We start from the raw sequence: 12,261 nt of genomic DNA on the forward strand, positions 1-12,261 counted from the left end.
GGCTATTCATCTCCCGTAGCAACAGGATTGTTCTCATACGATACCCAATCGCTCCAGCTTCCGGCATACAGCTTCGCATCCGGCCGTCCCGCCGCGTGCAGCGCCAGCAGGTTGGTGCACGCTGTCACGCCCGATCCGCAGTACACGATGATCTCTTTCCCTTCAAACGCTTCAAACCGGCGTTTCAGCGCTTCTTCGGGGAGCATGCGGCCATCGGCTGACAAACTGTCTTTGTAAAAATAATGCAGAGCCCCCGGGATGTGACCCGCTTTCGGATCGAGCGTCTCCATTTCGCCGCGATAACGCTCTCCTGCTCGGGAGTCTAGGAGTGCCGTTTCCTTGCTGCGGGTTTCGACTCCCTTGCAGTCGACAAGCATGCTCGTCTGAATCCGCGGTACAAATGTCCGAGGCTTCGGTACGGGTATCTCGCTTGTGACGGGATATCCTGCGTTTTTCCAGGCAGCAAAGCCGCCGTCCAGTACAGCGACCTTGTCATGCCCGGCGTAGCGGAGGAGCCACCAGAGGCGCCCGGCCATAGACATTTCCTGGTCGTCGTAGGCGATCACCGTCACCTCCTGATCGATGCCGGAGCGAGAGAACAGGGAGGCGAGCTGTTCTTCGCCTGGGATAGGATGACGCCCGCCGTGCTGTTCTTTCGGTCCGGAGAGATCGTGGTTCAGATGAAAGTACAGGGCGCCGGGAATATGCTCCTCGCGGTATTGCTCTTCGCCCAGTTCAGGGTTGTTCAGAGCAAAACGGCAATCTGCTACCAGAATATTCGGATCGTTTGCATGATCGCGAAGCCATTGCGGAGTAACGAGTGCTTGCATATGTCTCCCTCTTTCTTTTTTCCTTCATCATAGCAGATGGGTCTTTTCTTCGGTACAATGTTTGTTGAACATATTGGACAGCTTTTTCAGGAGCAGGACACAGCCGTTTCGTACATGGCTGCGTCCTTTTTTTGTTTGCTAGCGCAAAGGGAGAATGATATTCCAAACAGAAAAACATTGACTTTTATAGACAATAAAATAAAATGTTTATCAAATAACAAACTTTAACTAAAAGTGTTTGTTTGTTAAAAGAACAACTTGGAGGGAGAAAAATGCAAATGCCAACGACTGCAGAACATAGGGCTGTTATCGTATCGGAAAACTATGATCGGATTGACGGCCGACTCGCCCGAAATACGGATGCAAAAGCCCTTTCGTTGGGGTTGTCACAACAGAACGAGAGAGGGAAGGCCGGTATTTTGGCCAAGGTATGGAGACACACGGGAGAAGAATGGTCAGAGCAATCGGAGGAGCTGCCGCTTCATCGCGTTCTTGATTTGTCCATTCTCGTCTGCCGGTCCCTTGAGCATTTTCGCGAAGCATACAGATTTGAGCATTTATACGATCCGCAAAAGCCCGTCATCGACCGGATTGGCTTGCAAGGGGACGCCATGAACGTGGCGATCTGCACAGACAATGAGAGGATTCATGAAGATATCAAGCAGTTCAGTCTGGCGCTGAGCCAGGACGATGAAATGATCGGCGAACGTCTCCGGATGTTGTCAAAAATTTTAAAGGATATGGGATACTGACATGTTGGCGAATCCATATGTACGAACGGTTATCCTCTCCCGCGTGCTGCTGCAGCTGGGAATTTGGATCAGGAATTATGCCGTGCTTCTTTATGTCACCGACCTGACAAAAAATGATCCCGTTTACGTATCGCTGATTGCGGTTGCGGAATTCGCTCCGATCTTTTTGTTTGGCCTTATTGGGGGGACCTTTGCCGACCGCTGGCGGCCGAAGCGGACGATGGTCTGGAGCGATCTTGTTTCAGCCTTGTCCGTCGGAGCTGTGATGCTTGTCCTCATGAACGGCGGGTGGATTCCGCTGCTCATCGGCACATTTATTTCTGCGAGCCTGTCCCAATTTTCTCAGCCTTCGGCGATGAAGCTGTACAAGCGGCATGTGCCGGCTGAACAACTGCAGGGCGTGATGGCGATGTCCCAAACGCTTGTCGCTGTCTTTATGGTTTTGGGACCGGTCATCGGCACGTTTATTTTCATCCAGTTTGGACTGCAAGCCTCTCTGATTTTGACGGCCGTTCTGTTCCTGGGCTCTTCCCTTGTATTGGCGACGCTTCCCAGTGACACGGACGAGCCGAACTCTGGCGATACCGGCAGCTTTAAAAAGGAGTTGCAGGCCGGACTTCGCTATATCGCCTCCAATCAATCCCTGCGGACACTCTGCCTGACTTTCTCGGCTGTCGGGTTGGCTTCAGGACTGACGCAACCGCTTCAAATCTTCCTAGTCATCGAGAATTTGGGACAGGACAAACAATTTTTGCAGTGGTTGGTAATGACCAATGGGGCAGCCATGCTGGCAGGCGGAGCTGTCATCGTCGGGATAGCCAAAAAGGTGAAGCCGCAGCTGCTGCTCATGGTAGGCTTGCTTGTCACGGCCGTATGTACGATCGGATTGGGCGCTTCTACGAAAATGGGGATGACGATTGTTCTATTGGTGATCAGCGGGTTGTTTTTCCCTTGTATTCAAGGAGGAATTCAGACGCTTATTGTCCGCAATACGGAAGGGGCATTTATTGGCCGGGTATCCGGAACGATCACGCCTGTTTTTATGGGAATGATGGTGATCGGCATGTTCGTATCCGGCTATCTGAAGGATGCGTTTTCCTTGTTTGCGGTATATGTGGCGAGCGGTGTCTTGATTATGATCGGCGCCTCAATGCTGCTCCCCCTCATAGCCCAGAAAAGGAGCTTGGATGAGAGGAGACCCGCATCATGACGATTGGAGGAAAAATGGGATGACTGCATATGGAGAATGTGTTTTGGCACCAGAAAGACAGCTGACCGATGCAGAAAAAAAGCTGATTTGGAAAAAGGCATGGACTCATAAGGTCAGCGAAGAAGAACGTCGCATCACGAATGAAGTAAAGCGCAACTGGAATCGCGGGGAAATGAAAATCGCCAACATATTGTTGGAAGGGGACGCCGGTTCAGGCAAGACACAACTGGCCAAAGCATTATCGGCGAATTTCGGGCTGCCGTATACGAAAGTGACCTGTTTTGCCGATATGGATAAATCGGATATTATCGGCGCTATTTTGCCGGTGATTTCCACGGAACGTTTAGACGAAATGGAGCCTTGGGAGCAAACGGCACTGCAGGCATTGTATGAAAGCGACGGCTTTCAAAGCGCAACGGAAGTTTTGACAGACGCGCTGGGGATTCCGCAGGAACAGGCAGCCTTGAAGATGAAGCAATTGCTGAGGCTGGCAGCGGAAAAAACGGATGGAGAAGCGGTGGAGTACCGATTTTACCCTTCGGAGATCGTCAGAGCCTATCAAAACGGGTACCTGCTGGAAATCCAGGAACCAAACGTGATTCGCGATGCTGCGGTGTTGATGGCATTAAACTCTGCTCTGGAGCTGGATGGCAGCATCAATCTGCCCACCGGGGTCATACACAGGCATCCCGATTTCATCGCGGTGATCACAACGAATCGCAGTTATGCGGGAACCAGACCGTTAAACGAAGCGCTGCGCGACAGGGTTCAGCATGCGGAAAAGATGGACCTGCCGACCAAAGAGGTCATGATCGAACGCGTAATGGCCAAAACCGGATTCCACGATGAAAAGGTGTTGGATACTTTAGCGGAAATCATTATGATTCTGGACAAAACCGCCAGAGCCAATGCGATCAAAGGCGTAGCGGGCATGCGTTCCTTCTTCTACTGGGTAGATGCGATTGCCGGAGGAGCTTTGGCGAAAGAATCCCTTTATCATAAGGTCATCTACAAGATCACAACCGATCCGGAAGAGATACTCATTCTGGAAGAGGCTCTGCTCAATCATGGTTTGCTTGCCAGTTTGGAAGAAGCCCGGATCGAACGTAAAAAAAAAAAAACGGAAATCTGACGATGCGATAGAGATCAGGACATGGGGAGATATAGACGAGAGCGGTTTTGACACCGACAGCCATGCCGCGGAAAAGGGAATCGCATTGAAAAAATCTGCCGATAGTGACAAGAGCTCCTCGCGTGTCACAGACGATTCCGCCCATATCGAACGTACAGGTTTGGGCGACGATGGCTCTCCCACATATCATCAGACAAATCCTGAATCAATGTCAGAGGTTGAGAAACAAAAGGAACGCGATTTCCGCAAAAAGCTGAATCAAGACGCAAGAGCGGTGGTTTCCGATTCCATTCATAAAAAAGTAAAGCTCATTGTGCACCGTCCAGACTACGATCAGGAAGACCAGCAGGAATATGTCCGGCTCAGCAAGGAGCTCATGCCGACCGTGAAGGAAATTGCGAGAAAGACGCTTCCGTACTTGGAGCATGAGGTGTCCTCCGACTTTGCACGGAACCGTTGCTACGGCAGCAAATTTCAAGCAGAAAGCGTCGCTTACAGGGATTACAGGTATTTTGCCAAGAAACGGCCTCCAACAGAATCCCCTTCACTTGTCGTTGGTATCAGGGTCGATGAATCCGCATCCATGTCAGCTTTTGGGAGATTGGAAGCAGCCAAGCGCGCTGTCATCGCGGTATATGAATTTTGTCAGCTTTGCGATATTCCCGTATTGATCTACGGCGATACTGCGGATGTTTCCAAGCTGGAACAAATGTCGATTTTCGCATACACCGATTTTGATAAAAGGGATGCGCATGACCGATACAGGCTTATGAGGATTCGTGCGAGAAGCAATAACCGCGATGGAATGGCCCTGAGAATAATGGCCGAACGATTGGCCGTCTCGCCGCAACAGACAAAGCTGTTGATCAGCATAAGCGACGGTCAGCCCAAAGCAATGGATGAGTATACCGGAAGCTATGCGGTTGCTGACATGAAGCAGACAATCGAGGAATACGAACGGAAGGGAGTCATTTTTCTTGCGGCCGCAATCGGGCAAGACAAGGATGTGATTAGTGACATCTACGGAAAGGAAAGATTTTTGGATATTGCCAATTTGCATGAGTTTCCTGCAAAGTTGGTTCGGATTATTGCCCGTCATTTGTGATGACAGATGGCCCCATATCAAATGAAAGGACCCTGCAGCCATTGGTCTTACCCCTGTCAAGTAGACAGACTTTAATAAGCCCTTTCATTTCAATGTTAGTTAAGCTGCTTGAGCTCGGTATTGTACCGGGCTCAGGTTGTTTAAGCGGGTCTGAAAACGTTTGTGATTGTAAAAACGAATGTAGTTATGAATGGCGTTCTGTACTTCTTCATCCGTTTTGAAGTTGTGTAAATACAGACACTCTGATTTCAGATGGCTGAAAAAGCTCTCGATACAAGCGTTGTCCAAACAATTTCCTTTTCGGGACTGTAAAATATTTTGTGTAAACTCTCAAACCTAAATCTATTACAATGGAGATTAACGAAAGGTTGAGGGAGAACACATCATGAAATTACTACCAAAAGATCAACTGCGCCAATTCATCAAAGACAATAACTTGAAAACCGTCGAAGACGTACAGAAAACGTTGAAGGAACTCTTTGCGGAGACACTTCAGGAAATGTTGGAAGCCGAACTGGAAACGGAACTCGGCTACGCCAAGCATGATATAAAGAATAAGGAGACTCGCAATAGCCGCAACGGACATAGCAAGAAAACAGTAACGTCGGAGTATGGTGAGGTCGAAATTGAAGTCCCACGTGATCGACTCGGCGAATTTGAACCGATGGTTGTCAAGAAGCATCAGACACAGGTCACCGGCATCGAGGATCAGATCATATCCATGTACTCCAAAGGAATGAGCACAAGAGATATCCAGGATCATCTAAACCAGTTGTACGGCATCGACGTCTCCCCAACACTCATTTCCAATGTAACGGCTAAAATTATGCCGCTTATCAAAGAATGGCAGAATCGCCCTTTACAAAATGTCTATTCCGTCGTCTTCATGGACGCCATTCACTTCAAAGTGAAGCAGGACGGGCAAATTATCAACAAAGCCGCTTACATGGTCGTAGGCATTGATTTAGAGGGTTACAAGGATGTACTAGGCATTTGGATTGGCGAGAACGAGTCCGCGAAGTTCTGGCTGAGTGTTCTAACCGATCTGAGGAATCGCGGCGTCCAAGACATTCTCATCATCTGCGTCGATAATCTGAAAGGATTTAGCGATGCCATTGCCGCATGCTACCCGCAGACAGAGATTCAGAAGTGTATCATCCATCAAATCCGCAATTCAATCAAATACGTATCCTACAAAGATTTGAAGAAGGTTACTGCCGCGCTACGCCCGATTTATACCGCTCCAACGGAGGAAGCTGCTTTGCAGGAATTGGAACAATTTGAGGCGGTTTGGGGCAAGCAATATCCACTGATCATACGTTCATGGCGAAACAATTGGGATGAACTCGCAACGTTTTTTAAATACTCGCCAGAACTGCGTAAATTAATCTACACGACGAATATGATTGAAAGCTACCACCGCCAGCTTCGTAAAGTCACAAAAGGAAAAAGTATTTTTCCGAACGATGAATCGCTGCTCAAGATGCTGTATCTTGCGACAATGGACGTTCTTCGCAAGTGGACAGGTCGTGTTCAAAACTGGGGACAAATCTTGCTGCAACTCACGGTGCACTTCCCTGACCGCGTACATGTCCGCTAAAGGACTTTACATGGAGAGGCGGGCATGATAGGCTGGTTAGCCACGCGATACCGACTTTCCAGTATCGCCCAATCGCGAAAAGTCATGCCCGCTGGAGGCTCCATGTCAAGTCCGGCACCAAACTTTGGCATAACCGAGTTTACACAAAATTCTTGACAGACTCATTTTTTCTGGACATACTCGCCGTGATGTTATATTGTTGGAGTAGTTGGTTATATTGTCGGGATGTGTATTGGAATCCTTGGTCGCTATGCAACAGGACTCCGTTCACATCTCCTTTTTTTATGGCAGCCTTGACCGTATCGATCACCAGCCGCAGATCGTTTCTTTTGCTCAACTTGTAGGCAACAACTTCGTTGTTGAACAGATCGTAAATAACAGATAAATATAGTCGACGTCCGCTGAAAATTACGTAAGTAATATCGGTTACCCATTTTTCGTTCGGACGTGAAGCAGTAAATTCACGGTTCAGTTTATTTTCGGAAATCACGACCTTCTCTTTGTGGCCGAAATGTTTTCGCTTCTTCCGAATACAAGCCTGGATGCCTAGTTCTCTCATGAGCCGATACACCCGCTTATGATTCACGTGAATCCCATACTTTTGACGAAGCCACACCTTCACTCGCGGATAACCGTATATTTTGTTTACCTCTTGATGACACTCCAAAATCTTTGTCTTCAAATCCTCATCCTCCACCAACTTGCTAGACAGACTCTGTTGTCGGGCTACCCACTTGTAATAACCACTTCGCGAAACACCTGCGAGAGAGCACAACATAAGAATCGGATATCTTTCAGACAGTTCCTTTATAATGGCGTAGGCTTTGGCTTGTTCTCTTTGATTCTTCACCGCCTTTCGAGTCCGAGCCACTTTTTTAGATACTCATTTTCTGCTCGTAACCGAACATTTTCCTCTTCCAAACTCATGGGGTGTTTCCGCGGCCTTCCTTTCCGAAATCCTCTGGACTTGCCTCGTTTTTCTTCAAGCCCCTCCAGCCCTTCATTCTCAAAGTGTCTGACCCATCTCATCACGATTTTATGACTCGGTATACCAAGCTCTCTTGCGATTGTGGTGCTTCCAACTCCCTCTTCGAAATAGAGCCGAACAGCTTTTTCTTTGATTTCTTTGGAATAAGTCGTACGTATTTTCCCCATAGAAAAATCCCCTCCAAGTAAACAGTAAGGGACTTGCTTTTTCCTGTCTACTTAAAGGGGATAATATCACATTGCAGGGTCCTGATTTCATAAGGAAAGCGAATCAAGCAAAACAAATCGAACAGCATCTGCGTATAATAGCAGGCAAACATCTACGGTGCACGGGATCAACCAATTACCGCGTTTGCCAGCCTAGCTGCTGAAAAAACCGCTCCGGCTGGAATGCTTCCGGCGGTAGTACGAATGGCCGTAAGACTTATGTCCGCGCCCGAAGAGGCCGCGATGACGGTAGTCGCTGCTGCTGTAGCGCTTGTACCCGCGATGTCCTCCTTTGAACAAAAAGCCTGCTCCTTTTTTGAGGAGGGCGAAAACAACGGCCACCACGATGACGATCAGCAGCAGGCCGATTCCGAGAATCGCTAACAGTACGGACATACACATCGTCTCCTTAGTAGAGCGGGATATCTACGTTTACGGCAGACCGGGCAAATGGTTTCAAGCTTTGGGTCGTCTACGAGCCCATGTGCAGGTACTTTTCGTATGGGGAGTAGTCGATTTGTTTTTTCTTGAGATGGTCGATTAAAAATTTGTGGTCCCGCTTTGGCGTCGCGAGTATGTAGCCTTTTACGATCAGATCCAGATCGATCGACGTCGCTTTCTCATCCAGGGCAAGCTTGCCGATTTTGGCAGCGATGCTGCGCCTGGCCACATCCCGAAACAGCTGAGGGACGGGTTCTACCAGTTCATTCAGGAGAGCCAGTCCGTCCTCCGTCCACATGGAGCGGGTTTGCTCGATATAGTAGTCCTGCCAGTCGAGTTCCGATTTGCCGTCCTGCTTGGGCATCGATTTCAGGAACTTGCGGAACATGAAGAAACCGCCGATTCCCATGAGCGAGACCAGGACAACCGTCCAGCCGACGATAAATACGGAGAATCCTGTGGACAATTGCGTCATGTTTGTACACCTCGTTCCAATCAATTACACTGGAAAAAGCCCTATCTAGAGAAGTGTATCGCATTTTTGCCTTTCCAACAAATCTTTTTGCATAAAAAGTCAAAGGCGCTGTTTGCTCTTCCCAAGTATGCATACTATTTAGTATGATTAGAATGAATCTCAGAAGGGGTTGACGCTCATGTTCAAGCTTGGACAACGTGTCGTCATCGTTGCTGACTCCTTTGAACAAGGTATGCCAATCGGAGAATACGGGTATCTCATCGGCAGAGACCGCAATCCGGACAGCGCATTTTCCTGGATTGTCCGTATTCCCAAGATCGATAAGCAGTACGCCGTAGTGGAGGATGACATCGCTCTGGAGGAGACTCTGCTGGAACAGGAAGCAGATCGTATCCAGAAAGAGGCCCTGCTTGACTTCGCATTGGCAACACGCAACGAAGCCCTGTTCCGTCAACTGATGGGTATTCAGGACGAAGCAGCGGAAAATGGCGAACCAGTGAAAGAATCAATGGAAGAATTTATCCGGAAAGTGAATATAAAAGCCTGGATTTAGGAACGGGAGACGAAGGAAGCGGGCGGTTTTCTATTACGGGAAATCGTTCGTTCTCTTTTGGGGAGATGCTCCTGTAGCTCCTTTGACCAAAAGAAAGAGAGGCTGTTTCATGTCAGAATTTGTGACCTTTACGAATGAGTTTGGCCAGACTGTGCAAATGTCGCGTGAGGACTATCAAAAGAAAGTGATTCCGCAAAATTTGGACAAGTACTGGGAGGACAAGGAAAAGCTGCGTGACTTTGCGATGGAGCTGGTCCGCGACAAGTTTCCCGTGCAGGCTGCCATTGCCGCTGACCGGCTGCTGGAATTGTACGGTCCGATTGAGTCCGCGCTCATTTTTCGGGCTGTCGTGCACATGCAGGCAGGGGAATACGATCGGGCCAAGAAAATGCTGCTCGACTGTCTCGAGCGTTTTCCGTCTTCAGGTACGGCTTGTACCAATCTGGCCAAGCTCTACGCCCTGGAAGGGGAGGAGGCAAAGGCCTTTGAGACGCTGGAAGCGGGACTGTTCAAAGATCCGAACCAGGAAAACGGCTTGAATATGTACGTGGAAAGCTTTTTGCAATTCAACAAGCGGGACGAGCTGCGCAAGCGCCTGGAAGCCCTTATGGCCAAAGAGGGGGCTTGGCGTCCCCATCTTCACATGGCCCGTTTGGCGATGACAGAGGAAAATCTTTTGAAGGCGATGCAGTGGTACAAGGAAGCGATCCAGCGGGCACCGGAAAAGGAAGAGGTCATCATGACGGTAACGGGAGAGCTGGGGCAAGCCGGGTACGTGTACCAGCTGATTCAGATTTGCGAGGAGTATTGGTCGCCTGAGGAGATTGCCTACCCGTTTACGGGCTTCAACTATGCCAATGCACTGCTGTCCACAGACCAAAAGGAAAAAGCGATCGCCGTCTTGCGCGAAATGCAGCAGCACATATCTGAGCAGTACAAGCCGATGATCGACCACTTTATCGCGAGGATACCCGGAGCTGACGAGGTGGAAGCGGCGATGAAGAAAAGCAGCCAGAGCGAACAGCCAGAGGAAGCGGGAAAAAAGAGCAAGTGGAAGTTCTGGCGATAGAGAAGCAGACAATGCGCCCGTGCCTGTGCCGGGCGCTTTCTGTTGGCACGGCGCCGACGCCGATGAACAGGATGATTGGAAAAATGATTGGTCCAAAAACGGATACAAATGACGACATATACGGCCCCTTCCATCTGTTGTTTGCATCAGTATAATCTGGATTTTATGATAGGTAAGTTCTATTAAAACCATAATTATTATAGAAACTACCTATAACAGAGATGAAGTCGCTCGCTTTTTCTTCTGCCCATGTAAAAAACGGCGTTGCCCGCGATTTTCGCAAGCAACGCCGCTTTGCTGCCATCTATTTGAACTGGCTGGTGAGTCTCCTCTCGAGAAGCGCGACACCTTGATACATGAGTGTTGCGACGACTGCGATGATCGCGAGAGCCACCATGACCAGAGTAAAATTGAATACCTGGAAGCCGTAAATAATCAAGTAGCCGAGCCCCATTTTCGAGACGAGAAATTCACCGACGATCACCCCTACCCAGGAGAGGCCGACATTCACCTTCAAGGTTGAGAGGATGGCGGGGATGGTCGAGGGGAGAATTACCATGCGGAAAATCTGCCGCTTGTTCCCTCCGAGCGTTTGAACGACCTTGACGTAATTTTGGTTGACTTCCTTGAAGCTGGTGTAAATGACGATGGTCGTGATAATCACTGAGATCGCACAGCCCATCGCGATAATGGACAACAGGCCGGGACCGAGGAAGACGATGAACACCGGGCCTAGCGCTACTTTAGGCATGCTGTTCAACACGACCAGATAAGGGTCGAGTACCCGGGAGAGGAATGGCGACCACCAGATGAGCGTGGCCAGCAGTGTTCCCAGCAGCGTCCCCAAGAGAAAGCCCACGACGGTCTCCCAGACGGTCATTCCGATATGGGGAAGGAGTCTGCCGTCCAGCAGTTGTGCCCAAAACAGCTCCCACATCTTGGAGGGATAGCTGAAAATGAGCACGTTGATGGCATTGATGCGGGCCAGCCACTCCCAGACACCGACAAAAACGACGAAGATCGACAACTGGGTTAAAAGAATCAGATTTCGTTCTTTCGCTTTCTGTTTGATGTGATCCCGGTGGATCGCTTCAATTTCCTTTGGTTGCATCGGAGACCACCTCCATCTCTTTCCAGACTTGATGGAACAGGTCCTGAAATCCAGGCAGGTTGCGGGCATCAAAGGGAAGTGCGCTGCGGATTTCTGCCGGGACAGCGACTTCACTGTTGATGCGTCCGGGATTGCGGGCAAGGATGTAGATACGGTCTCCCATCGCGATTGACTCCGACAGATCGTGTGTCACGAGGATGGCAGTCTTTTTGTGACGGCGCAAGGCCGAAAAAATCAGGTCCTCCAGCTTCAGCTTGGTCTGGTAGTCGAGTGCCGAGAACGGTTCGTCAAGCAGCAGAATATCAGGCTGACAGGCGAGTGTCCGCACGAGCGCCACCCGTTGACGCATGCCGCCGGAAAGCTGTGCAGGGTAAGAGTGGCGCACATCGGCCAGCTCCATCTCAGCCAGCAGATGCAGAGCGTAATCCTCTGTTTCTTTATTTCGGATTCCCTGAATGTCCAGACCGAGAAATACGTTTTCTTCGATCGTCCGCCAGTTGAACAGATAATCCTGCTGCAGCATGTATCCTACCTGGCGAGAGGTCCCCTGCACGCTGGCGCCTTCGATCAGCACCTTGCCGGCAGTAGGCTTCTCCAGACCGGCTATCAGCGAAAGCAGCGTCGTTTTTCCGCATCCACTGGGGCCGACCAGACAGATGAACTCGCCTTCCTCCACGCGCAGGTTGATTTCCCTGACCGCCATGAACGCCCTGGAAGTCGATACGTAGAGATGCGTGACGTGGCGTAGCTCAATCTTGGCCGGCGTAGAAAGAAGCTGGTTCATGTTTT

The 12,261-nt window shown here is 49.7% G+C and carries 14 protein-coding genes and 1 pseudogene; 7 read left to right on the forward strand and 8 right to left on the reverse strand.

Translation table 11 applies throughout. The annotated features are described in order from the left end of the window. Positions 1–2: 2 nt before the first annotated feature. Complete coding sequence (locus NST37_RS10270) at positions 3–830, reverse strand: sulfurtransferase (RefSeq protein WP_339186632.1); 828 nt, start codon at positions 828–830, stop codon at positions 3–5. A gap of 272 nt (positions 831–1,102) precedes the next feature. On the opposite strand from NST37_RS10270, the gene NST37_RS10275 reads away from it, so the two are divergent. From NST37_RS10275 to NST37_RS10290, 4 genes are all read left to right on the forward strand, one after another. Beyond that, on the forward strand, positions 1,103–1,582 hold the full coding sequence (locus tag NST37_RS10275; RefSeq protein ID WP_003387368.1) for a DUF6530 family protein: 480 nt from the start codon (positions 1,103–1,105) through the stop codon (positions 1,580–1,582). Between the two features lies 1 nt (position 1,583). Next, complete coding sequence (locus NST37_RS10280; RefSeq protein WP_003387366.1) at positions 1,584–2,792, forward strand: MFS transporter; 1,209 nt, start codon at positions 1,584–1,586, stop codon at positions 2,790–2,792. 19 nt (positions 2,793–2,811) lie between these two features. Then, on the forward strand, positions 2,812–3,924 hold the full coding sequence (locus tag NST37_RS10285) for an AAA family ATPase (RefSeq protein ID WP_339186635.1): 1,113 nt from the start codon (positions 2,812–2,814) through the stop codon (positions 3,922–3,924). An 85-nt stretch (positions 3,925–4,009) separates the two neighbouring features. Further along, a complete protein-coding gene (locus tag NST37_RS10290; protein ID WP_024985177.1) occupies positions 4,010–5,029 on the forward strand; it encodes a nitric oxide reductase activation protein NorD in 1,020 nt (339 codons plus the stop codon). Positions 5,030–5,128: 99 nt separating this feature from the next. Here NST37_RS10290 and NST37_RS10295 read toward each other — a convergent pair. Beyond that, a pseudogene (locus NST37_RS10295) lies at positions 5,129–5,335 on the reverse strand (IS3 family transposase); the annotation flags it as partial. Between the two features lie 79 nt (positions 5,336–5,414). Here NST37_RS10295 and NST37_RS10300 point away from each other — a divergent pair. After that, positions 5,415–6,629: an IS256 family transposase gene (locus NST37_RS10300; protein WP_127607660.1), complete on the forward strand. Its 1,215-nt coding sequence runs from the start codon at positions 5,415–5,417 to the stop codon at positions 6,627–6,629. A 139-nt stretch (positions 6,630–6,768) separates the two neighbouring features. Here the strand turns inward: NST37_RS10300 and NST37_RS10305 are convergent, their stop codons facing one another. The 4 genes from NST37_RS10305 to NST37_RS10320 all read right to left on the reverse strand — a co-directional run bounded on the left by NST37_RS10305 (position 6,769) and on the right by NST37_RS10320 (position 8,739). Beyond that, complete coding sequence (locus NST37_RS10305) at positions 6,769–7,500, reverse strand: IS3 family transposase (RefSeq protein WP_339186637.1); 732 nt, start codon at positions 7,498–7,500, stop codon at positions 6,769–6,771. Continuing rightward, complete coding sequence (locus NST37_RS10310; protein WP_339185498.1) at positions 7,476–7,784, reverse strand: transposase; 309 nt, start codon at positions 7,782–7,784, stop codon at positions 7,476–7,478. The genes NST37_RS10305 and NST37_RS10310 overlap by 25 nt, the downstream gene beginning before the upstream one ends. Before the next feature lie 192 nt (positions 7,785–7,976). Then, a complete protein-coding gene (locus NST37_RS10315; RefSeq protein WP_003387363.1) occupies positions 7,977–8,219 on the reverse strand; it encodes a hypothetical protein in 243 nt (80 codons plus the stop codon). Positions 8,220–8,295: 76 nt separating this feature from the next. After that, a complete protein-coding gene (locus NST37_RS10320) occupies positions 8,296–8,739 on the reverse strand; it encodes a DUF2621 domain-containing protein (protein ID WP_003387362.1) in 444 nt (147 codons plus the stop codon). A 178-nt stretch (positions 8,740–8,917) separates the two neighbouring features. Between NST37_RS10320 and NST37_RS10325 the strand changes: the two genes are divergently transcribed. Both NST37_RS10325 and NST37_RS10330 read left to right on the forward strand, forming a co-directional pair. Continuing rightward, entirely contained in the window at positions 8,918–9,292 is a 375-nt protein-coding gene (locus tag NST37_RS10325) for a hypothetical protein (protein ID WP_003387361.1), read from the forward strand. A gap of 109 nt (positions 9,293–9,401) precedes the next feature. Then, entirely contained in the window at positions 9,402–10,361 is a 960-nt protein-coding gene (locus NST37_RS10330; RefSeq protein WP_003387360.1) for a tetratricopeptide repeat protein, read from the forward strand. 304 nt (positions 10,362–10,665) lie between these two features. Here NST37_RS10330 and NST37_RS10335 read toward each other — a convergent pair whose 3' ends face one another. Both NST37_RS10335 and NST37_RS10340 read right to left on the reverse strand, forming a co-directional pair. Next, the gene (locus NST37_RS10335; RefSeq protein ID WP_003387359.1) at positions 10,666–11,472 is read right to left on the reverse strand and encodes an ABC transporter permease subunit; all 807 of its coding nucleotides are present in this window, start codon (positions 11,470–11,472) and stop codon (positions 10,666–10,668) included. Beyond that, a complete protein-coding gene (locus tag NST37_RS10340; RefSeq protein WP_339186639.1) occupies positions 11,453–12,256 on the reverse strand; it encodes an ABC transporter ATP-binding protein in 804 nt (267 codons plus the stop codon). The genes NST37_RS10335 and NST37_RS10340 overlap by 20 nt, the downstream gene beginning before the upstream one ends. Between the last annotated feature and the right edge of the window lie 5 nt (positions 12,257–12,261).

Source organism: Brevibacillus sp. FSL K6-6036 (assembly GCF_037964015.1).
Classification (GTDB): Bacteria; Bacillota; Bacilli; order Brevibacillales; family Brevibacillaceae; genus Brevibacillus; species Brevibacillus borstelensis.